This is a genomic window from Streptosporangium sp. NPDC049078 (genome assembly GCF_040648855.1).
Classification (GTDB): Bacteria; Actinomycetota; Actinomycetes; order Streptosporangiales; family Streptosporangiaceae; genus Streptosporangium.
This window is the reverse complement of the sequence record NZ_JBEZEL010000019.1, coordinates 25215-46483: the sequence shown is the minus strand read 5'-3', so window position 1 is coordinate 46483 and position 21269 is coordinate 25215. Positions and strand designations below refer to the sequence as shown.

Below are 21269 nucleotides of genomic sequence, written 5' to 3'. Positions count from 1 at the left end.
GCGCACCCGCCTCGCATCGCCGTGCGAGGCGGGTGCGGTTCGGTTCGCGTTCGACCGGGGCCTCGGCCGCCGACGGCCGAGCCCCGTCGTCCGCCGCCGCGCTTCGCGCGGATCGTCGGGCGGGGATGCGCAGGTCGACGCCGATTCTCGGCGTGAAGCGAACCGATTCGATGAATCAAGCAGGGTGAACATGGCCCGTCCACCCCGGAACAGTCAAGGCATCCATGACGCTAAGGGCCGTGTTTTACGAAACATCGATGTCATCGAACCGTCACTTCATTGACATGCTTCGGTGACCGGTCCTACGATCCTTTCGAATCGGTTCGCAAGTGCAGCCCTCCGAAGAGCGTCCCCCCCAACGCCCTGCAAGGAGCCGCCCGTGAAAACCCCCTCCCGCGGCAGGCCGCGACGAGCCCCTGCGCTCGCCACCCGCCTCGCGGTCGGCCTGCTCGTCACCGGCGCCTCCGTGACCGTCACCGGTTCCCCGGCCCAGGCCGCCGGCGAGTCGATCACCGTCGACTTCTCCACCACCGGCGGCGCGCCGACCTACCGCGCCTCCGGCTGGATCTACGGCATGCCGGAGAACGCCGTCGGACCGGCCGACCACTTCTTCCGCGACGTCAACTTCCGTTTCATGCGCGCCGGTGGCGCGCAGCTCCCCGGGAGTGGCTGGGTCGGCGGGACCTACGACCGCCGGTGGAACTCCACCCTCGCCCAGGCGCGCAGGACCGTCGCCCTCGGCGGTCGGTTCATCCTCCTGCCGCACGACCTGTGGGGTGCGGACGGCGCCGGGATCTCCCGCTTCCCCGGCGACAACGGCGACTGGACCGACTACGACGACTTCCTGAACCGCCTCGTCAACGACGTCCGGGCCTCCGGGCTGAGCGTGCAGTGGGACATCTGGAACGAGCCCAACATCACCCTGTTCTGGAACCGCCCGATCTCCCAGTACCTCGAACTGTGGCGCCGCACCTACCGGCGCATCCGGGCGGAGTTCCCCAGCCGGCTCATCGTCGGCCCGAGCTGTGCCTGCGTCCCGTCCACCACGCACAGCTTCTGGAACCAGTACCTGGACTTCGTCCGCTCGACCGACACGGTGCCGGACATCATCAGCTGGCACTCGCTGCCCGGCGACCCGGTCGCCGACGTCGCCGCCGCCGACGCCACCCTCGACCCGCGCGGCATCCCGCACCCCCGCCCGTACCAGATCAACGAGTACGGCGCGCCCGAGGAGCAGAACCCCGCCGACGGCGCCTGGTACATCGCGCGGCTGGAGCGGGCCCGCGCGGACGGCCTGCGGGCGAACTGGGCCGGTGGCGGCGACCTGCACAACGACCTCGCCAATCTGCTGGTCCGCGACTCGGCCGGCCGGCACCGGCCCAAGGGCGAGTGGTGGGTCTACCGCTACTACGCCTCGCAGACCGGGCAGGTCGTCTCGGTGACCGCCGGGCCGTCGTACGACGCGCACGCCACCAAGACGAGCGGGGTCGCGAAGGTGCTGGTCGGCGGCGGTCGCACCACCGGAAACCTGACCGTGAACCTGCGGCGCCTGGACACCACCAGCGGCATCGTGCAGAACAACCAGGTGCGTGTCCTCACCCAGCGCATTCCGTACAACGGCGGCGGCGCGGTGCAGGGCCCGATCACGGTCTCGAACAACGTGGTGAACCTGTCGAACGACACCGTCACGGTGACCGTGCCGTACGGCAACCAGACCGACACCTACACCATCACCCTGCTGCCGCCCTCGGACGGCGGCCTCCAGTCGGTGGCGGTGGCCCAGCACGCCCGCCCGGACGCGCCACCGCAGGCCCCACTCGCCCGCCGTCGGTGACCCTGGCGGGCCAGAGTCGCCGTCAACACGGCGGAAGTGCTGTCGAATCGGTTCGACAGCACCGTCGCCGTGGAACATCCGCAGACCCTCGCTTTCTCACAACAGAACAGGAGCCACACCGTGCGAATCCCGTTACGCAGCAGGTCAGGGCAGGTCCGCGACCCCATGCCCCGACGCCGTCGCCTCCGGCTGCTGAGCGCCCTGGCCGGCGCGCTCGCCGGCGTCCTCATCGTCGGCGGCGCCACCCCCGGCACCCAGGCTCCGGCCGAGGCGGCGTCGGCGGCGGCCGCCATCGAGCCCGGGCAGAGCACCAGAATCGTGGGTACCGCGTCCGGCCGCTGTCTCGAAGTCCCCAACGCCGGCACCGCCAACGGCGCCCAGACACAACTGTGGGACTGCCACGGCGGCGCCGGCCAGATCTGGACCTGGACGTCGAGCAAGCAGCTCATGGTCTACGGCAACAAGTGCCTGGACGCCTACGGCCGGGGCACCTCGAACGGCACCGCGGCGGTGATCTGGGACTGCAACGGCCAGACCAACCAGCAGTGGAACGTCAACGCCAACGGCACCATCACCGGCGTGCAGTCCGGCCTGTGCCTCGACGCGAACGGCGCCGGCACCGCGAACGGCACCAAGATCCTCCTGTGGGCGTGCCACGGCGGCACCAACCAGCAGTGGACCTCGCCCACCACTCCGACCCCGACGCCGACTGTGACTCCGACGCCACCGTCGCCCGGCGCGCGTCCATGTGACATCTACGCCTCCGGCGGCACCCCCTGCGTGGCGGCCCACAGCACGACGCGGGCGCTCTATCAGGCGTACGCCGGCAACCTGTACCAGGTCCGCCGCTCGTCGGACAACACGACCCGAAACATCGGCCTGCTGGCCGCGGGCGGCACCGCCAACGCCGCGACGCAGGACTCGTTCTGCGCCGGCACGACCTGCGTGGTGACGGTCGTCTTCGACCAGTCGGGACGGGGCAACGACCTCTGGTACCAGGGATCGAGCGTGGTTCCCGGCTCGCCGCAGAGCAGGCCGGCGATCGCCACCTCGGAGTCCCTCACCGTGGGCGGCGCGAAGGCGTACTCGCTCTACATCAACCCCGGCAACAGCTACTGGCGGGACGGGCACCTCACCGGGGTGCCGACCGGCGCCGCCCCCGAGGGCATGTACATGGTGACCAGCGGCACCCACGTCAACAACGGCTGCTGCTTCGACTACGGCAACAGCGAGACGACGCGGAAGGCCGACGCCGCCGGGGCGATGGACGCCATCAACTTCAGCACCCAGTGCTGGTTCGGCGGCTGCTCCGGCACGGGCCCCTGGGTGCAGGCCGACCTCGAATGGGGTCTCTTCCCCGGCGGCAGCCAGAGCTGGAACCCGAACCAGCGCGCCTTCAACAGCAAGTTCGTCACCGCGACCCTGAAGAACAACGGCACCACGCGCTTCGCGATCAAGGGCAGCAACGCCCAGTCCGGCAGCCTCTACACGCTGTGGGACGGCGCGCTCCCGCCCGGATACAGCCCGATGAAGAAGCAGGGGGCGATCATCCTGGGCAGCGGCGGAGACTGTTGCAAGCCCGACGGCGGTGCGAACCTGAGTGCGGGCACCTTCTACGAAGGGGCCATGGTCGCCGGCTACCCGTCCGACGCGACCGAGAACGCGGTACAGGCAAGCGTGGTGTCCGCCGGCTATCGCTGAGCGGGCACAGAGCGGTAAGGGTTCCCCAGGTCTTTTGGAGGTCTGATGAGCAACCGCCCGGTCCATCCGGTACTCCGTAGGACGGCCGTCCTGATGGCCGCGACGCTCCTGCTCGTGGTGAATCTGGTCGGCAGCGGTTCGGCGGAAAGGATGCAGATGTGGGACAACGGCGTGGCCGACACCCCTCCGATGGGGTGGAACAGCTACGACTCGTTCAACTGGAGGGTCACCGAGGCCGACGTCCGGGCCAATGCCGACTACATGGGTGCGAACCTGCGGCAGCACGGCTGGCAGTACGTCGTCATCGACTGGGCGTGGTACTACCCCGGCCAGCACACCGGTAGCCCCAACCAGGACGCCAACCTGCAACCCCGGCTCCGGATGGACGCCAACGGGCGGTTGCTCCCCGACACCACCCGGTTCCCCTCGGCGGCCGGCACCAACGGGTTCAAGCCGCTCGCCGACTACGTGCACGCCCAAGGGCTGAAGTTCGGCGTGCACCTGATGCGAGGCATTCCCCGGCAGGCGGTCGCGGACAACGTGCCGATCCTCGGCACCGACTGCCGCGCCAACCAGATCGCCAACGGCACCACCGCGGCCTGGCTCAACCTCATGTGGGGGCTGGACATGACCAACCCCTGCGCGCAGGCGTACCTCGACTCGGTGTTCCAGCTGCTGGCCTCCTGGGGGGTCGACTTCGTGAAGGTGGACGACATCTCCGCGCCGACGTACCGGCAGGCGGAGGTCGAGGGGTACCGGGTGGCGATCCAGCGCAGCGGTCGCCCGATGGTGCTGAGCCTCTCCCCCGGCGCGACCCCGCTGGCCGGCGGATCGCACGTGCGGGCGAACGCGCACATGTGGCGGATCGTGAACGACCTGTGGGACAACTGGTCGGCTCTCGACGCGTTGTTCGACCAGTTGCACAACTGGACGCCGCACCGGGCGAAGGGAGCGTGGCCCGATCCGGACATGATCCCGATCGGGCGGCTGTCGAAGTACGGCCCGGTCGGCTCGCCGCGATACTCCAACCTCACCGCCGACGAGCAACGCACGCTCATGACCCTGTGGGCGATCAACCGGGCGCCGCTGATGTGGGGCGGCAACCTCGTCGAGAACCGGCCGGCGGAGCTGGCGTTGATGACCAACTCCGCGGTGCTCGCGGTCGACCAGCACAGCACCGACAACCGGCGGCTCTACGGAGGAACCCGGCAGGTGTGGACCGCCAACGTGCCGGACAGTGACCACCGCTACGTCGCCCTGTTCAACCGAGAGAGCGCGACGGCCAACGTGTCGGTGAACCTCGCCGACCTCGGCATCGGCTCGGCCGTCGTGACCGACCTGTGGTCCGGTGCGAACCTCGGCACCTCGACCGGGACGTTCAGCCGTTCGCTGCCCCCGCACGGCTCCGGGCTCTACCGGCTGGCTCCCCAGACCACCGTCCCGCCACCGGCCACCTACACGATGACCGCGCGGCACAGCGGGAAGTCGCTGGACGTCAACAACGCCGCGACGACCGACGGCGCGAACATCGTGCAGTGGACGGCGAACGGGCAGGCGAACCAGCGCTGGCGCTTCCAGGACGCCGGTGGCGGCTACTACACGGTGACGAGCGTCAGCAGCGGCAAGTGCCTCGACGTGTACGGCGGCGCCACCGCGACCGCGAACGGTGCCCGGGTGGTCCAGTGGGCCTGCAACGGGGGCACCAACCAGCAGTGGCGTCTCCAGGACGCCGGCAACGGCTACGTGCGGCTCGCCGCCCGCCACAGCGACAAGTGCCTCGACGTGCTGAACGCCGGCACCGCCGACGGAGTCCAGGTCGTGCAGTGGACCTGCGGCACCGGCACCAACCAGCAGTGGCTGCGCACCCAGGTGTGACCGTGGGCGAGTGAGCCGTCATGCGTCGGGGGCGGGACGACGGTCGTCGTCCCGCCCCCGACGCATGAACGACCTCCGAGGAAGGGAGGAGAACGGAGGGGTACGGAGTTCAGCGGATGTTTCCGGTGTGTCCGCGCGGTCGCACCAGTCCCGCGTCGAACGCGGCGATGACGAGCTGCGCTCTGTCACGCGCGCCGGCTTTGGCGAGCAGGTGAGAGATATGCGTCTTGACGGTTTTGACGGATATCGTGAGCCGGGCGGCGATCTCGTCGTTCGACAGGCCCCGCCCGACGAGGGTGAGCACCTCGACCTCCCTGCCGGTCAGCCGCCCCACCGGCGGACGCGGGTGCAAGCGCGGCGTCATCACGTAATGCTCGACGAGCCGGGTGAGGATCGACGGGGCGAAGAGGGACTCCCCGCGATGGGTGCGCCAGATCGCGTCGATGAGCTGCTCGGGCACGGTGTCCTTGAGGAGAAACCCCGAAGCACCGGCGTGCAGGGCTTCGTAGACGTACTCGTCCAGCTCGAACATGCTCAGCACGAGAATTCTGCTCGTCGCCAGTGCCGGATCGGCGCCGATCTCCCGGGTGGCCCTGAGCCCGTCGAGCCGGGGCATGCGCACATCCATCAGGATCACGTCGGGTCGGGTCGCTCGCGCCACGGCCAGCGCCTCCACGCCGTCGCCGGCCTCACCGACGACGGCCAGACCGGCCGCGTTGTCGATGACCATTGCGAGACTCCTGCGGAGTAAGGGCTGGTCATCGGCGAGCACCACCCGGACGGGGCGGTCGCCGTCGTTCACGTGCCGACCTCGTCCGGGATCCGGGCGACGACCCGGAAGCCCCCTTCGACGGCCGCGGCGTGGAGGCTGCCGCCGAGACCCGAGACGCGTTCCCGAAGGCCCGCCAGCCCGTGGCCCGCTCCGGGCCTCGCCGACCAGGGGCCTTCGGGGCCACCGTCGGGACCGCTGTCGGCGACCGTGACCACCACCGTGCCCCCGTCCCGGTAGACGTGCACCGAGACGGTGGTGGGACCGGCGTGACGCGCCGAGTTGTTCAGGGCCTCCCGCACGATTTTGCAGACCGCGACCTGGACCCCCTGGGAGACCTCGCCCAGCGGTTCGAGGTCCAGCCGGGTACGAAGGCCGGTGATCTCGGTGCCGCGGACGATCGCGGGAAGCTGCTCGAGACTCTCCACAGGCAGCCGCGGAACCTCCTCGTCGCGGGAGTCTCCGGACGTGCGGAGCACGGTCAGCATGCGACGCAACTCGGCCGTCGCGTTCCTGCCCGCCGCCTCGATGTCCGCGAGGGCCTCCCGCAGCTCGGCGACGTCACGCCCGTCGGCGTTCGTGACCTGGCGAACCGCGGCGGCGCGAACGGTGATCAGTCCAAGGCCGTGGGAGACGATGTCGTGCAGGTCCCGCGCGATCCGCATCCGCTCCGCCAGCACCGCCTCCGTGGCGGCCCAGCTGGTGAGCCGCGCCTCGTAGTCGGCACGGGTGGCGCGCGTCCGCCGGACCGCCCAGACCGCGACGCCGATCGCGATCGCCGCGATCAGCGAGGGAACGACATCGGCGAGTGGTCCATCGGCTCCTGTCGCGAGAAGGACCGCGAGCAGCACGACGAACACCACGCCGCTGACCAGCCCGGCATGCGAGCGCCATACGGGCCGCTGAAGCGTGTTCATCACCGTCATCCTAGGCGCCGAGCCGAAGCCCTCGTCAGGTTCGGAACAAGGGCCAGGGCACATCACGCCGGTCTCCCCCGCTCGATCTCAGCCCTGGGTCCGACGGCCTCCGGTCCGAGACGCGCCGCCGGGTTTCGATCCGACGTCCGATGTGGGGACGGCCGTGCCCCGGTTGACTGATCGCCTCACCACGACTCACACGAGGGTTGAATGATCACTGTCGAACACGTCAGCAAACGGCGGGGAAGCACCCAGATCCTGTCCGACGTCGGTTTCGAGGCCCGACCGGGCCGCGTGACGGGCTTCCTCGGCCCGAACGGGGCGGGAAAGTCCTCGACGCTCCGGATCATCCTGGGCCTGGACCGGGCGCAGGAGGGTGTCGCGCTCGTGTGCGGCCGGCCTTTCGCCCGGCTGAACCGCCCCTTGACCACCGTGGGCGCGCTGCTCGACGGGAGCGGAGCACACCGTTCCCGGACAGGGCGGGCCCACCTGCGCTGGGTCGCCGCGAGTAACGGCCTGCCCCGTGAGCGGGTCGACGAGGTCCTCGCCGTCGTCGGCCTGACGGAGGCCGCGGGAAAGCGCGTGAGCGGGTACTCGCTCGGCATGGGGCGACGTCTGGGCCTCGCGGCGGCTCTGCTGGGCGACCCGGAGGTGCTGGTGCTGGACGAGCCGATCAACGGGCTCGACCCCGGGGGCATCCGATGGATGCGGCGGTTCCTGCGCGATCGCGCCGCCGCGGGCCGGACCGTCCTGCTGTCGAGCCATCTCATGGGCGAACTCGCCGAGACCGTCGACGACGTCGTCGTCATCGACAGGGGGCGAATCGTGAGCCGTGGCACCCTGGCCGAGGTCACCGGCGACCACCGAACCCTTGAGGACGCCTTCTTCGCGCTGACCTCGGCGGGATCCGGCGACGCGACGCCGGGAGGCCGGTAGTGCGAATCGTCCGCGCGGAGTCGCTCAAGCTCCTCGGGTTACCGTCGGCCTGGATCGCCGTCGTGATCGGCCTCGTCGTGTCACCGGCGATCGCCTTCCTCAACGCGTCCACGACCGTGCGGGCGATCGAGAACGGCACCCTGACCGTTCCCGGCGGCGACGCCGGATACCAGGAGCTCGCGTTCGGCGTCCTCGGCGCGATCGTCCTCGGCGTGGTCGCCATCAGCAGCGAATACCTGACCGAGGGAGAGGAGTCGGCCGGCGCACGCCAGGTCACCACGAGTCTGACCGCCGTACCCTCCCGCACCCGGTTCCTCGCCGCGAAGACCACGGCGCTGGTCCTGACGGTGGCCGCACTGGCGACGGTCACGACCGCGGTGACCCTCACCGTCACCCGGGTCGTCCTCGGCGACCACGCCGCATCGCTCACCGCCGACACCGCTCCGCGCGTGCTCGGGGTCGTCCTGTACTGGGTGCTCACCTCTCTGCTGGCCTACGGCGTCACGCTGCTCACCCGCAACGGCGTCATACCGCTGACGGTGCTGATCCTGAACACCTCTCTCGTCTCGGTCACCTACCTCCTGTCCCGCGTGATCGACGCCGCGAACTATCTGCCGGACCTGGTCGGGGCACGGATGTTCCTCCGCGACGTCAGATCCTCCGTGCAGATCGCTCCGGTGACCGGCGGCCTGGTGATGACGTCCTGGGTGATCGCGGTACTCGCCCTCGGTGTCGCCGTGTTCCGGCGGAGAGACGCATGACCGTCACCTCGGGGCAGGCGCGGTCCCGTCGTGAGATCGTCAGGGACGCGTTCCGCGCCGAGTTCGTCAAACTGCTCACCCTGCCCGCCCTGTGGCTGACGACGTTCGGGACCTGGGGCGCGGCACTCGTCCTCGATGCCGCGTTCGTCGCCGCGGCGAGGCAGGGGCGAGGCGACGCGACCTCCACACTCGACGTCGGCCTGGCCGCCGTCGGATACCTGCAGGCCGGCTTCATCGTCCTCGGCGTCCTGGCCGCCACCTCGGAGTACGGTGGCGGCCAGATCCGGACGAGCCTGACGAGCCTGCCCAGAAGGATCGAGCTGCAGCTCGTCAAGGCACTCGCCCTCGCCCTCGCGGCCGTCCCGGTCGCCGCCGTGACCGTCGCCGCCGGCGTGGTGATCGCCCACCTCGCTCCGACGGACGTGGCGGCCCCCGTGGACGGTCACCGAGCGGCGCAGGCCGCGGCCGGGGCGATCGCCTACCTCGTCCTCACCACGTTGATCGCCTCCTCCCTCGCGACCGTCGTGAGGCGGAGTCTCCCGGCCGTCGCGGTCCTGCTCGGCCACTACTTCGTCGTCGGCCCGTACGTCCGGCATCACACGGGTCACGCCGCATACCTGCCCGACACGGCGGGCCGCGGCATGTGGCTCTCGGCCGGCACGGAGACCGGCACGTCGCTCGGTCAGTGGGAGGGCTCGCTACTCGTCCTTGCCTGGACGCTCGTCGCGCTCGCCACCGCAACCGTCGTCTTCGAACGCCGAGACGCCTGATCCGGCCTGACGACGCCCCCGTCCGCGTCCGGGGCGACCGACACGCCAGGCCACCGGCGCGCTCACCGCTCCGGCCCTGCTCGATCGGTCCGACGTGGCGCTCACGTGTTCAGGTCAGGCGAAATCGCCTCGGCAAACGCACCATCAATCCGAAATATGGATAACCGGTATCTTCTCAGGCCCGACAGCGGATGCTCATCTGAAGGTGTTCTCCTTCCCGGACGTGAGGAGTCACCCACGATGAAGATCCGCCGACTGCGTTCCGCCGTCCTCGCCGTGGCGCTGGGCGCCGGCATCCTGGTCGGTACCGCCACCCAGACCGGCGCGGCCAGCGGGGACTGGCCGACACGAGACTGGTACAAGGTGGGCCCCTTCCCCACCCTGGCCGAATGCGACAGCTACTACGACGTCGACGCGCAGAGCGGTCTGTACAGCGGGCTCGTCGGCTGTCGCTGGCTCCTCGGGGGTAGCGCTTATCCGTCGGGCTACTACTACGAGGTCTACATCCCTTGAGCTTCAGTCGAGCCCGAGCCCTTGAAATACCCGAGGCGCGGGTCTCGAAGGAGTGACTCCCCAGCGGGCCGAGGCGTTCGAGGCGGCCCTCCGGAGGATTGTGCGGTGACAGCATCTCGGGAGATGCCCCGTCGAGACACTCGACGGGGCATCGTCGTGTTCAGAGCCGTCGCGCGCTCGTCGCCGAGGTCCTCCAGATCGTCGTGCTCCACCCCGGACACGTTCACCTGGGCGACTTGAGTCTGCCCCCAGGGCATGGTGTTCGCTCGTGAGCGCAACGACCGGTTCGAGCCCGAGAGGAACCCCCGATGGATGAACCAGGGTCCGGCGATCCCCGAAACACGACGAATCACCCGAACCCCGCGGCCCCGAGTCCTTTGACACAAGGGCGCTTCGGGCCGGCCGTCGACGACTCCCGGCCGTTCGGCGCGCATCTCCGCATGAGCCGGTGGAAGTCGCTCGTGGTCATCATCGTGCCGTCGCTGGTGCTGGTGGCCCTGCAGATTCTGCTCTACCAGATCGTCGGCGTCATCGAGGGCAGCGACGACCCCATGTCGGCCACCTTCACACCGTTGAAGTTCCTGGCCGTCAACCTGAGCGTGGGCGCGGCGGGCGCGCTGGCGATCCTGCTCCTGGTGTGGACGGCGAAGGTACCGTGGCGCAGCCTGATCAGCTCACCACGAGCGCTCGACGCGCGCCGCCTGACGCAGTACCTTCTCGGCGCGGCGCTGCTGGTGGGCGCCGGGATCGGCGTCGTGGCGCTGGTCGCTCCCGACGCTCCCGGCTGGACGGCCTTCGGCGTGAGCACCACGACGATCATCATGCTGGTGATCATCCTCCTGACCACTCCGATACAGGCCGCCGGAGAGGAGTTGATGTTCCGAAGCGTCGTGCTGCCCGCCGCCGCATCCTGGGTGCGTGCGGTTCGCCCGGCCCTGGTCCTGGGAATCGTGGTCTCCAGCCTGGCCTTCGCGGTGCTCCACGGGTCGACCGACCCCTGGTTGTTCGGCTACTACGTCGTGATCGGCATCTGCACCGGGCTGATGGCGATCATCAGCGGGGGGATCGAGGCACCGGTCGCGTTCCACATCGCCAACAACGTCCTGGCGACGACCGTCAATACACTGATGGCGGACGGCGAGGCGTTCCCCCTCGACCGCTCCACCGATACCGGCGACGCATCCCTGCTGATCCTTGTCGCCGTCAACATCGGCATGGTCGTCCTCGTCCGGCTGCGCGAGCGGCGAGCAGCGGACGAGCCCGATTGATCCTGCGTCGATGTCACATCCACGAAGAGAGATCGCCGGACGCGCGATATCGCATGAGGAGGCGAGCGATCCATGCCCTGGAGCACTCACGAGATAGCCGAGCTCGCGGGAACCACGGTGAAGACGGTGCGCTACTACCACGAGATCGGCCTGCTCGATGAGCCTGACCGCGAGCCCAACGGCTACAAGCGATACGAGATCCACCACCTCACCCGGCTTCTGCAGATCAGGCGACTGACCGGGCTGGGCGTGTCGCTCACACAGGTGGCCGCAATGGGAACGGACACCGACGGTCATGCCTCGGTCTTCCGGACCATCGACGCCGAACTCAAGGCGACGGTGGAACGGCTCCAGAACATCCGGCAGGAACTGGCCACGCTGTCGGAGCCGGGCGCCTCGGCGGACGTGCCGACCGGGTTCAGCGGCGTCGCGGAGCAGCTGCGCGACAACGATCGAGCGCTCCTCATGATCTACGCCCAGCTCTTCTCCGACGAGTCGATGGAGTCCGTACGGCGAACCCTTGAGGCACGCCCCAACCTCGCACTCGACGAGGAGTTCCGTGACCTTCCCGAGGACGCCGACGAGGCCGCTCGACAGGCCCTGGCCGAGAAGATCGCACCGTTCGTCAACGGCGCGACCACCGATCACTCGGTCACGTTGGAGCCCAGGTCCTCCACCCCGCGCCAGGTGCGAGCGGCCCAAAGCGCCGTCGGCCATGCCCTCGAAGCCCTCTACAACCACGCTCAGCTCGACGTGCTGCGTCGGGCACACATGATCAGCACAGCCAACGGCGACGCACGCTCGGTGTCGCGCGACGAGTCGAAGGAATCTCCCGGAGACGACAGCACGGCGTGAGCATCCGGCCCGAGCCTTGAGGTGCTCCGGGCCTGATGGGGACTCGCGCCACCTGACTCCTCAGCCTCGAACAGCACGACCGTCAAAGGAGACGCCCGCCGAAAACCCCCGCGGCCCGCGTCAGCGGAGGGGGTCGAGGTCGGCCAGGGCGGCGGGCTGCTTGCCTGTGGTGATCTGCTCGGCCAGCAGCCTGCCCGTGATCGGACCGTGGGCCAGGCCCCACATGCCGTGACCACCCGCCACGTAGACGGTGGGGGCCACCGTCGCGCCGACGAGCGGCCGTCCGTCCGGGGTGACGGGGCGGGGCCCCACCCAGACGTCGGTACGCTCCTCCCAGCGCACACCCCGCAGAAGCGGCCGGACGGAGGCGACGAGGGCCTCCAGCCGGGCGGGCACCTGCGGGGCGTCCGGGTCGCGAAACTCCATGGTCCCCGCCACCCGCAGCCCGTCGCGGTACGGCGTGCACGCCACCCGCTCCTCGGGCAGGTAGATGGGGCCGGGGACAGGATGGTCGACCGGCACGGTGAAGGAGTAACCGCGACCGGCCCGCACCGGGACACGCACGCCCCACTGCCGGGCCAGGCGGGGCAGCCAGGCGCCGGTGGCCAGCACCACCGCGTCGGCGGACAGCACGGTGCCCTTGGCCGAGCGGACGATCACCTTCCTGTCGTCGGTGCGCACCTCGTCGACCTCGACGGCGTACACGGTCGCGCCGCGTCGCATGACGGCCTTTCCCAGGGCGTGCACGAAGGCGCCCGGGTCGACGTAGCGCTGACCGTCGATCCGCACCCCCGTCTTCAGCGCCTCACCGGCGAGCGGGACATGCTCGGCCAGCCCAGCGCCGTTCAGCACGGTGTGCTCGACCGTCTGCCCGGCCGCCCCCAGCCTGCGCAGCTCGCGCAGCAGGCTCTCGGCCTGACGTGGCGTACGGAACGCCGCGGTGATCGGCGCCGCGACGACGGGTGCGGACACACCGTTGGCGGCGAGCACCTCGTAGGCCTCGACGCATTCGTCGTTGAGCGGCAGGTTGGCGCGCGCGGCGCGGGTCCACGACCGCCAGTGGCTGTTGGCGGCGAAGCGGGCCAGGAAACTCCACAGGCCCGGATCGAGGGTCGCGGGCACATGCAGCGGCGCGGCCGGGTTGAGCAGCGAGCGCAGGCCGTAGCGCAGGACGGCGGGTTCGTTGAGCGGGATGGCCAGGCCAGGCGCGATCCAGCCGGCGTTGCCCCAGGACGCGCCGGCCGCCACGCCGCCGCGGTCGACCACGTCGACCTGGACGCCACGCTCCTGCAGGAACCACGCGGTCGACAGACCCACGATGCCCGCGCCAACCACGATCACCGATCGCGGCCAGTTGCCGACCATGCCAACCTCCAACAGGTACGAACGTCGATGTCCTGGCCAGGATGGCGCGGGCGGTGACCGGCGGCGTTGTGAGCGGGCGACAATCGCGGCGCCGCCGTTGTGGATCCCGCACAACGCCGCCACCGGGAACGGTGACGGGTCCTGATCAGGTCATCGGCGAGGTTCGTCCTCCAACGCGGCCAACATGATGGTCATGGCCAGGCGCCGACGGGCGTCGTACAGGTCCAGCGGACTCAGCTCGTCCATTTTGCGGAGCCGGTTGCGGACGGTGTTGGGATGCACCCCGAGCCGCTCGGCGGCCAGGGTGAGGTCGCCCTGGCTCTCCAGCCAGGCCCGCAGCGTGGCGACGAAGCACGTGCCGTGCCGGGTGTCGTGCCGCAGCAGCGCGCCCAATGGCCCGCGGGCCGGTGCCCGGCCGGTCCGCGCGGCCGCGCGCAGCCGCCGCAGCAGGATGTCGTCCCAGGACTCGTCGTAGGCGGGCGGCACGGTCCCGGGCTCGGCGCTCTCGTGCAGCGCCAGGCACTCGTCGGCCTCCTGGCGGCCCGCGGCCAGGTCCGCCGCCTCGGCGGGTGCGCCGATCCCGGCCATGACGCGCACCTGGGCGGGCAGTTCGGAGCGCAGGGCCGCGATCCACTGCCTGGCCGCCTCGGCCCGCTCGGCCGGCAGGATGGTGTAGAGGGTGTCGCCGAGCAGCGCGCTGCGCCCGGGCCTGGACCAGCCGAAGCCGGTGGTGGCCTGCTCAAGGGCGAGCAGCAGCGCGGCGTGACGATCGTCGGGGGTGTACGCGCGGATCGCGATGACGCGGATCGCCCGCGGGGCGAGACCCAACCGGCTGATCACCGTCGCGGCGTCGGCGCTGCCCTCCAGCAGTCGGATGACCAGGTCGGACTCCACCTGCCGCTCCAGGTCGGCGCTGGCCCGGGAGCGCAGCAGATGCAGGGCGACGGTGCGCGCGCCGTCGACCAGAGCCCGGCGGCGGTCGCCCGTCAGCGGGTCGGCGCAACTGACCCACACCGAACCGAGCAGCTCGCGGCCGGCCCGCACCGCCACCGCCATCCGCCCGGTCAGGCCGTGCCCGGCGTCGGCGGGGACGAACACCGGCTCGTTCGTCGCCGCCAGGCGGGTGAACACCTCCTGTCGCCGGAACAGCTCGCGCAGCCGTTCCGGGACCCGCCGCCCGAGGATGGTCTCCAGCCGGGCCGGATCTCCCGCCTGCTGGGAGCGGGAGTAGGCCAGCACCTGCGAGTGCCGGTCCTCGATGGTCACCGCGCCGCCGATGACGTCGGCCAGGTTGTCGGCCAGGGCGAACAGGTCGGTGGGGCCTCGTCCCGAGGCGGTCTCGCGGCTCTCCAGCACCAACCCGTACACCACGCCGGCCAGCTGACTCCAGGAGACGGCGGGGTCGGCCAGCAACACGGCCACTCCGTATTGGTCGGCGATCGCGGCGGCCTCCCGCTCGACGTCCGCACCGCTCCCGCTCTCGTCGCCGGTTCGAGGGGGGCGTACCAGGACCGCTGTGGCCCTGTCCGCGGCCGCCCACCGCACCGCCTCGGCGAGTGAGGAGGCTCCGACGGCGAGGAGCAGGTCGCCCGCGACGTGGTGGTCGGTGGAGTCCGGTATCGCCACGCTGCGCAGCCACGCCGAGCGCGCCTCGGGACGGCCGTACAGCCGCACGCCGTACCCGCCGAGCACGTTCACCAGACGGTCCAATGTGATCATGTTCAGCTCCGGGTGATCGGAAAGAGGGCGGATCGCTCCACCCTCTTTCGTGATGTCAGGCGGCCTCGTGCCGCCGTTGGCAGTCGATGCAGGTGCGTGCCAGCGGCCGGACCTTGAGCCGTTCGAACGGGATGGGGGCCTGGCAGTGGGTGCAGCGCCCGTAGGCGTCGGTCGCCAGCCGCTCGCAGGCATGGGACAGCTCCGCGACGGCGCGCTCGGCAGCGGTGATCGAGACGACCAGTTCCTGCCAGGTGCCGTCGGCGCCGCTGCTTTCCCGCTCCTGGACCCGCAGGCCGTCCAGGTGCCTGCTGCGCTGCTCCAGCTGCTCCAGCAGGTCCTGGCGCAGCGCGTGGAGCTGAACGCTGCTGAGATGTGATGTCGTGTGGCCGTCGGTCATGATCATGTGATCCTTTCCATGATGGGGCGGGGAGGTGTTGGAGGAGGTCCCGCGCGGGGCCTCTCTCGCGTCGCGGCACGTCAGCGGGCGGACAGGCCGAGGCCGGCCGCCAGGGGTCGGCCGCGGGCACAGCGGCACCAGGCCGCGGACGGCCGCGTGCTGAGCCCGCGGCGCCGCGCCGCCCGGGAGCCTCAGGGGCGCGCGACCGGCGCGGAGGCTCCGTGAACCGGCGCGACAACCGCCATGGCGATGATCGGCTCCTGGCGGACGCCGACAGGAAAGGCGGCACGGCGAAAGCACCCCGAACGAAGGGGTGACTTCGAACGAAGACGGCCTGCCGCTTCTCCTACCAAGGGGACGATCGCGAGACGTCTTCAGGACGCGACGGCACGCCCGCGCCGACGCCAGGCAAAGGCATGGTGCGGGCATGCTGCGGGCATGGTGCGGGCGTGGGGGTGCACCGGATGCGCCGTCGTCGGACTCCGCGGCGCGTGGCCGCGGAGCCCGACGGGAAGACATCGGCTAGATCAGCGGGGGGCTGCGCGATCCCGTGATGCGGTGAGCCAGCTGCTGAGGCTCGCGCAGCGCATCAGCGTCCGAGCCCGGCGACGGCAACAGCACCAGATGCGCTAGCTCGCCGCGTGTGAGCGGCCGCAGGGACAGCACCTGGTGCGCGCGGGCGTCGCCCGCCTGCGGCGGCAGGCCGGTCAGGTCGGCGTCCCATCCTCCGGGCTCCCAGACCGGGCCGGAGGCCGAACTCTGGGTAACCGTCGAGGCGCCGCAGCTCACCTTGCACGAAGCACCGGCCAGCACCAGGGACAACAGAACCAGGCCCATCACGCCGACGAGCGCGATGGACCCCTGTGGAGTTCTCCACGGTCCCGTCATACGGCCGACCATAGCCCACCCCACCGGAAAAGACATTTCACGGCATCAGCCACATGATCCATGAGTAGGCCGACAATGCCTGGTGAGCCGGGGCGGGGGGTCATCCGCCGGGGGCCCGCGTCTCCCCGCCGTCAAAGCGTGGCATGACGTCCAGCGATTCCCCGCATGCCTTTGGGCGGCTGATCGCGATCGAACACGGCGGCGCCCCTGAAGGAAGGGGCGCCCCTCACTACTCGTCTTACTCGCCGATCTTCTTCGCATACAAGGTGATCAACGTGTCGACCGTCACCTTCCGGCCGGCGGCGGGCGTCTGCCTGGTCACCACCCAGTTTCGGTCATACACCTGGAAGCGGTTTTGCCCGGTGGCGTCCTTGTCGTTCAGGATGTAGAAGCCTGCGGCCTGCATGGTGTCCTGCCCCTCCTGCAGGTTCATTCCGACAACATCCGGCAGGACCTTCTTCTCCGCCGCCTCTTCCTTCTCCTCGGTCGGGGCGGGAGGGGGCTCCTTGTCGTCCTGCTCGGTCGGCTCGGGGCTCTTCTCCACAGGTGCCGGCGCGGTGACGGTCACGACAGGCGCCGGCGCGGTGACGGTCACGACAGGCGCCGCGGTGTCCGCACCCGCCCCACATCCGGCGAGAGCGGCGACGACTGCGGCGATCACGATCGAGCCGGCGATTCTCATGCGGGCACTCCTGTGTTGTGGTGAACGGATAGGTGAGGACGGTTCGGACGGCCTGCTGGTTGACCAGTGAACGTCGTTCTGTTGGGGTGCCAGGATTCGATGCTTCACTCACCGTGAAAGGGCAGGGGCACAGGCCACGTCCTGAGCGGTGATGTGCCGATGATCCCTGAGCACCGCCAATCCGCCTTCAAGATCGAGCGTAGGGAATAACAGATTCCGCTGAGACTCATCAGGCTCTGTTCGCCAAGGTTGGCCGCATCGGAACCGCCGTAACGGGGGTGCCCTACCGTAAACGAATCCGCCACATCGGGATCCACCCGCGCGTGGCGCGGGCGACGGTCGCCGACCGGGTGTTCGGCGGCCGAAGGATCGCGACCACCGCCCGGAGGTGCTCCGCACCCACGTCGAGAAGGTGCGGGCGGCCATTCCGGCGAAAAATCTTCTCATATCCAGGGAGAGGACGGGTGGAGCCGCTTTGTCAATGCCTGGGGGCACCGATTCCGGATATGCCATTTTCTCAGGTGAATGAACGGGTCGCGTTCCGCCGGAAAAGGCCACATCAGCAGCCGAATCCAATCGGCCAGGATCGATGGGACGTCATACGCCCGTAACATGGATCTTGCGGGGTAAATCGGTCGCCGGTATTATGAGCGTATGGGAGCGCTCCCACCAAGTGTGGAGATGTTTCGTCCCCGACTACGCGCTGACGTACGATGGATCGAGTTCCCCGGGGGAATTCATGTTTACGGGGATTACGGGGCGGCTACACTGCGCGGACCCCACGCGCTTGCTCTGCTGGAACGATTGGCGCCACGCCTCGACGGGGTCCTGACCCTGGGCGAGCTGACCTCGGGCCTACCCGAGGCTCAGCGCGACCTGGTCACCGGCCTGGTCGGACGGCTGGCCGATCTGCGGTTCGTCGTGGACGACACCGGGGCTGCGGCTCACGGGTTGTCCGCCGAGGAGCTGGAGACCTACGCGGCCGAGATCGCGTTCGCCGGGCACCCAGGGCGGTTCGCCCGGGTGCGGAACTCGGTGCTGCGTGTCACGGGGACCGGGGTGCTGGTTCCGGCGTTGGTCGAGTGTCTCCGGTCGGTGGGCTGGCGCGAGGCGGTGGCCTCGGGCGGGGACGTTCTGGTGCAGGTCAGCACCTCCCGGGAGGAACTCCTGGCCGAGGCGCTCGCCTGCCCCGCCGACGTGGTGCTCGCGCAGGTGCTGGTCTGCGACGACGAGGCCTGGCTGACCTCCGCGGGACCGCCCGGGGAGACCGACGCGGCCACCGGGTGGAGGCGGTTGTCCCTCCGCGAGGGGACGCGGGGCGACTGGTTGCGCGGCGCGGTCCCCCGCGTGCTGGCGTCCCAGGTGGCCCTGGAGGTCTTCTCGGCGGTGACGGGGCTCACGAAGCCGCGGCGCGCGTTCACACGCGTTGATCTGCGCGGTTTGGAGAGCACGATCCACCGCTTCGCGGGGCTGCGCCGGGACCCGGCGGAGGTGTCCGGAGCCGCCCGCGCGTCGCGGACGTCGGCGGGCGGCGGGGAGCGCGACGCCGGCGACGGGAGCCCGAAGCTTCCGGGTGCGGCGGGAGTCGGTGGGCACGACGCCCCGGGCGACGCGGGAGCCCGGGACCGGTTTTTCGCGCTCTGTCGTGATCTGGTGGACCCCCGGATGGGGGTGATCACGGTTCTCGACGAAGGCGCCTATCCGCAGGGGCCGCTCTCCGTCGTGCGGGCGCTGGTCGGTGACCGCGAGGTCGTCGGGTGGGGCGCGGATCACGACACGGCGCGGTTGCGGTGCCTGCTGGCGGTGTTCGCGGCGGACTCCGGCGACGGTTTCCTCGGTGCGGGGCTGACTTGGGAGGACGCCGTCTCCGCGGCCCACAGGCAGCGTCTCGAAGCCGAGGCGGCGATGGTGGAGACGGGGGACGAGGTACTTGTGCCGCAGGACGGGCCGCTCTGGCGGCAGGTCGTGGCGTCCGGTGAGGTGCCGATCGTCCGGAAGATCCCGGGGTCGATGGCATTGCGGTTCGAGGTGCCGAACCGCCCGCCGATCGTGTCGCTCGGGTTGCACGACGGGCTGGAGCGGGTGTTACTGCGGGCGCAGACCGGCCTCGAACCGCCCGTGCGGTGGGCGAGCGAAGGACATCCGATCGGCGGAGCCGCCGTCTCGGTGTCCGTCGACGGACCGGCGTTCGTGGCGCGGGTGACGTCGTGATCGCCGACGTGGTGGGGTCGGGGCGGCTCTTCGAAGCGATCAGGGCGCGGGTGCGGTCGGGCGGGATCGTCGTGGTCGCCAGCGACGCCGACGACATCGAGCGGCGGCACTACGAGGTGCCGTGGTTGCCCGTACACACCGAAGCAGGACATGTCGTGATCGGTCCCACCGCCTTCCCCGGCAGGCCTGGCTGTCCCACCTGTGTGGAGCGGCGGCGCGCCGGGAACCGGGAGCACTTCCAGACACGTCTGCGCGACCGCCCCGCCCCCCTCACCTCCCTCGTGGCCGGGACGGTCGGCGAACTGGTGGCCCAAGAGGTGGAGAACCTGCTGGCCGACCCGTCGGCCGCGCTGACGAACGGCGCGATGCTCCGGATGCCGGTCCTGACCGGCGCGCTGGAACGCCACCCGTTCCTGCCCGACCCGTTCTGCGAGGTCTGCGGAGAGCGGCCACCCGACGAGCCACGCCCGTTCGTCTTCACGCCGCAGCCGAAGGTATCGGGTTTCCGGGTCACCACCCTTGACCTCGCCGACCTGGAACGCCGCTACGTCGACCCGGAGACGGGCGTCGTGCGTTCGCTGGCCGCCGACGCGCGGGACGGCGCGATCGCCGTGGCACGACTGAACCCCGCGCGGGCCGCCCACGAGAGCCACCACGGGTTCGGGCGGTGCGAGGACGTGCCCGCCGCGAAGGCGACCGCCGTCGCCGAGGCACTCGAACGGCTGGCCGGGTTCTCACCGCGCGGGCGCCGGACCACCGTCAGGGCCGCGTTCGACGACATCGCCGACCAGGCGCTCGACCCGCGCCACCTGGGGTTGTATCCCGACGACTGGTACGACCGGCCCGGTTTCTGGTTCACCCGGTTCGACCCGACGCGGGAGACCGCCTGGGTCTGGGGCCACTCGTTCCAGCGGGGCGGGCCGGTGCTGGTGCCGGAGACGTTCGCCTACTTCGGCCCCCGGCCCGACCGGGGCTTCGCCTACGAGTGTTCCAACGGCTGCGCCCTCGGCGGGTCGCTCGCGGAGGCGATCCTCTACGGCCTGCTGGAGGTCGCCGAGCGGGACGCCTTCCTGACCACCTGGTACGCCCGCCTCCCGCTCCCCCGGGTCGACCTGCGTTCGGCGCGCGACCGGCGCGTCCCGATGACCGCCCAGCGGATCGGCGACCGGCTCGGCTACGACGTCCACGCCCACGTGGTCACCCTCGAACAGGGATTGCCGGTCTTCTGGATCACCGCCGTCGACCGGTCGGGGCGGCCGGACCGGCCGAAGGCGATGTGCGGCGGCGCCGCCCACCTCGACCCCGAACGGGCCCTGCGCCGGGCCCTGGACGAGCTGGGTCCGATGCTCGCCAATCACGTCGCCCGTTATGACGAGAGCGAGGCGGCCCGGCTGGTGGCCGACTCCGACGAGGTGCGCCTGCTGGAGCACCACCCGATGGTGTACGGGCACCCGAAGGCGTACGAGCGGCTGGAATTCCTGTCGGACGGCACCGAGACGACGGTCGGCGAGCTGTCGGAGTGGCCGGCCCACGACGACCTGACCGACGACCTGCGTGACCTGGTGGCCCGGTTCCTGGTCAGCGGCATGGACGTGATCGCCGTCGACACCACCTCACCCGAGGCGGCGACGGGCGGATTCGCCTGCGCGAAGGTGATTGTGCCGGGAGCGGTGCCGATCACGTTCGGTCACCACCACCGGCGGGTGCACGGGCTTCCTCGGCTGCTGACACGGGGCCGCGCGATCGGCTACCTCGACCACGACCTCGCGGTGGGCGATCTCAGCCCCTATCCGCACCCGTTCCCGTGA

Annotated in this window: 18 protein-coding genes; 11 read left to right on the top strand and 7 right to left on the bottom strand. The window is 70.5% G+C overall.

Going from position 1 to position 21269, the window contains the following annotated elements:
- Positions 1–379: 379 nt before the first annotated feature.
- The 3 genes from AB0B90_RS29790 (at position 380) to AB0B90_RS29780 (ending at position 5410) form a co-directional block, all read left to right on the top strand.
- Complete coding sequence (locus AB0B90_RS29790) at positions 380–1834, top strand: hypothetical protein (RefSeq protein WP_362925864.1); 1455 nt, start codon at positions 380–382, stop codon at positions 1832–1834.
- Positions 1835–1954: 120 nt separating this feature from the next.
- The gene (locus tag AB0B90_RS29785; RefSeq protein WP_362925863.1) at positions 1955–3535 is read left to right on the top strand and encodes an arabinofuranosidase catalytic domain-containing protein; all 1581 of its coding nucleotides are present in this window, start codon (positions 1955–1957) and stop codon (positions 3533–3535) included.
- Positions 3536–3580: 45 nt separating this feature from the next.
- Entirely contained in the window at positions 3581–5410 is a 1830-nt protein-coding gene (locus AB0B90_RS29780; protein ID WP_362925862.1) for an RICIN domain-containing protein, read from the top strand.
- 109 nt (positions 5411–5519) lie between these two features.
- Here AB0B90_RS29780 and AB0B90_RS29775 read toward each other — a convergent pair whose 3' ends face one another.
- Both AB0B90_RS29775 and AB0B90_RS29770 read right to left on the bottom strand, forming a co-directional pair.
- The gene (locus tag AB0B90_RS29775) at positions 5520–6212 is read right to left on the bottom strand and encodes a response regulator transcription factor (protein WP_362925861.1); all 693 of its coding nucleotides are present in this window, start codon (positions 6210–6212) and stop codon (positions 5520–5522) included.
- Positions 6209–7096 (bottom strand): histidine kinase, encoded by an 888-nt coding sequence (locus AB0B90_RS29770; RefSeq protein WP_362925860.1) that lies wholly within the window; start codon positions 7094–7096, stop codon positions 6209–6211. The genes AB0B90_RS29775 and AB0B90_RS29770 overlap by 4 nt, the downstream gene beginning before the upstream one ends.
- A gap of 210 nt (positions 7097–7306) precedes the next feature.
- Between AB0B90_RS29770 and AB0B90_RS29765 the strand changes: the two genes are divergently transcribed.
- The 6 genes from AB0B90_RS29765 to AB0B90_RS29740 all read left to right on the top strand — a co-directional run bounded on the left by AB0B90_RS29765 (position 7307) and on the right by AB0B90_RS29740 (position 12199).
- On the top strand, positions 7307–8032 hold the full coding sequence (locus AB0B90_RS29765) for an ATP-binding cassette domain-containing protein (RefSeq protein ID WP_350947084.1): 726 nt from the start codon (positions 7307–7309) through the stop codon (positions 8030–8032).
- On the top strand, positions 8032–8793 hold the full coding sequence (locus tag AB0B90_RS29760) for an ABC transporter permease (RefSeq protein WP_350947083.1): 762 nt from the start codon (positions 8032–8034) through the stop codon (positions 8791–8793). Before AB0B90_RS29765 ends, AB0B90_RS29760 begins: the two co-directional genes overlap by 1 nt.
- Positions 8790–9563: an ABC transporter permease gene (locus tag AB0B90_RS29755; RefSeq protein WP_362925859.1), complete on the top strand. Its 774-nt coding sequence runs from the start codon at positions 8790–8792 to the stop codon at positions 9561–9563. The genes AB0B90_RS29760 and AB0B90_RS29755 overlap by 4 nt, the downstream gene beginning before the upstream one ends.
- Before the next feature lie 240 nt (positions 9564–9803).
- The gene (locus AB0B90_RS29750) at positions 9804–10076 is read left to right on the top strand and encodes a hypothetical protein (RefSeq protein WP_362925858.1); all 273 of its coding nucleotides are present in this window, start codon (positions 9804–9806) and stop codon (positions 10074–10076) included.
- 440 nt (positions 10077–10516) lie between these two features.
- Positions 10517–11344 (top strand): type II CAAX endopeptidase family protein, encoded by an 828-nt coding sequence (locus AB0B90_RS29745; protein ID WP_362925857.1) that lies wholly within the window; start codon positions 10517–10519, stop codon positions 11342–11344.
- 72 nt (positions 11345–11416) lie between these two features.
- The gene (locus AB0B90_RS29740) at positions 11417–12199 is read left to right on the top strand and encodes a MerR family transcriptional regulator (RefSeq protein ID WP_362925856.1); all 783 of its coding nucleotides are present in this window, start codon (positions 11417–11419) and stop codon (positions 12197–12199) included.
- A gap of 120 nt (positions 12200–12319) precedes the next feature.
- Here the strand turns inward: AB0B90_RS29740 and AB0B90_RS29735 are convergent, their stop codons facing one another.
- The 5 genes from AB0B90_RS29735 to AB0B90_RS29715 all read right to left on the bottom strand — a co-directional run bounded on the left by AB0B90_RS29735 (position 12320) and on the right by AB0B90_RS29715 (position 17250).
- A complete protein-coding gene (locus AB0B90_RS29735; RefSeq protein WP_350947078.1) occupies positions 12320–13564 on the bottom strand; it encodes an FAD-dependent oxidoreductase in 1245 nt (414 codons plus the stop codon).
- Positions 13565–13714: 150 nt separating this feature from the next.
- Positions 13715–15283, bottom strand: coding sequence for a helix-turn-helix domain-containing protein (locus tag AB0B90_RS29730; protein WP_350947077.1), 1569 nt, complete (start codon positions 15281–15283; stop codon positions 13715–13717).
- A 55-nt stretch (positions 15284–15338) separates the two neighbouring features.
- Positions 15339–15680 carry a TraR/DksA C4-type zinc finger protein gene (locus tag AB0B90_RS29725; protein WP_350947076.1) on the bottom strand — a complete coding sequence of 114 codons (342 nt, stop codon included), beginning with the start codon at positions 15678–15680 and terminating at the stop codon, positions 15339–15341.
- 522 nt (positions 15681–16202) lie between these two features.
- The gene (locus AB0B90_RS29720) at positions 16203–16568 is read right to left on the bottom strand and encodes a hypothetical protein (protein WP_362925855.1); all 366 of its coding nucleotides are present in this window, start codon (positions 16566–16568) and stop codon (positions 16203–16205) included.
- 238 nt (positions 16569–16806) lie between these two features.
- On the bottom strand, positions 16807–17250 hold the full coding sequence (locus AB0B90_RS29715) for a PASTA domain-containing protein (RefSeq protein WP_362905839.1): 444 nt from the start codon (positions 17248–17250) through the stop codon (positions 16807–16809).
- Between the two features lie 804 nt (positions 17251–18054).
- Between AB0B90_RS29715 and AB0B90_RS29710 the strand changes: the two genes are divergently transcribed.
- The gene (locus tag AB0B90_RS29710) at positions 18055–19461 is read left to right on the top strand and encodes a hypothetical protein (protein WP_362925854.1); all 1407 of its coding nucleotides are present in this window, start codon (positions 18055–18057) and stop codon (positions 19459–19461) included.
- Entirely contained in the window at positions 19458–21269 is a 1812-nt protein-coding gene (locus AB0B90_RS29705) for a TOMM precursor leader peptide-binding protein (protein WP_362925853.1), read from the top strand. Before AB0B90_RS29710 ends, AB0B90_RS29705 begins: the two co-directional genes overlap by 4 nt.

Coding starts and splice junctions, on each gene's coding strand:
- AB0B90_RS29780 (WP_362925862.1), top strand. CDS start 3,581: ATGAGCAACCGCCCGGTCCATCCGGTACTCCGTAGGACGGCCGTCCTG.
- AB0B90_RS29770 (WP_362925860.1), bottom strand. CDS start 7,096: ATGAACACGCTTCAGCGGCCCGTATGGCGCTCGCATGCCGGGCTGGTC.
- AB0B90_RS29765 (WP_350947084.1), top strand. CDS start 7,307: ATGATCACTGTCGAACACGTCAGCAAACGGCGGGGAAGCACCCAGATC.
- AB0B90_RS29755 (WP_362925859.1), top strand. CDS start 8,790: ATGACCGTCACCTCGGGGCAGGCGCGGTCCCGTCGTGAGATCGTCAGG.
- AB0B90_RS29750 (WP_362925858.1), top strand. CDS start 9,804: ATGAAGATCCGCCGACTGCGTTCCGCCGTCCTCGCCGTGGCGCTGGGC.
- AB0B90_RS29745 (WP_362925857.1), top strand. CDS start 10,517: ATGAGCCGGTGGAAGTCGCTCGTGGTCATCATCGTGCCGTCGCTGGTG.
- AB0B90_RS29740 (WP_362925856.1), top strand. CDS start 11,417: ATGCCCTGGAGCACTCACGAGATAGCCGAGCTCGCGGGAACCACGGTG.
- AB0B90_RS29735 (WP_350947078.1), bottom strand. CDS start 13,564: ATGGTCGGCAACTGGCCGCGATCGGTGATCGTGGTTGGCGCGGGCATC.
- AB0B90_RS29730 (WP_350947077.1), bottom strand. CDS start 15,283: ATGATCACATTGGACCGTCTGGTGAACGTGCTCGGCGGGTACGGCGTG.
- AB0B90_RS29725 (WP_350947076.1), bottom strand. CDS start 15,680: ATGACCGACGGCCACACGACATCACATCTCAGCAGCGTTCAGCTCCAC.
- AB0B90_RS29720 (WP_362925855.1), bottom strand. CDS start 16,568: ATGACGGGACCGTGGAGAACTCCACAGGGGTCCATCGCGCTCGTCGGC.
- AB0B90_RS29715 (WP_362905839.1), bottom strand. CDS start 17,250: ATGAGAATCGCCGGCTCGATCGTGATCGCCGCAGTCGTCGCCGCTCTC.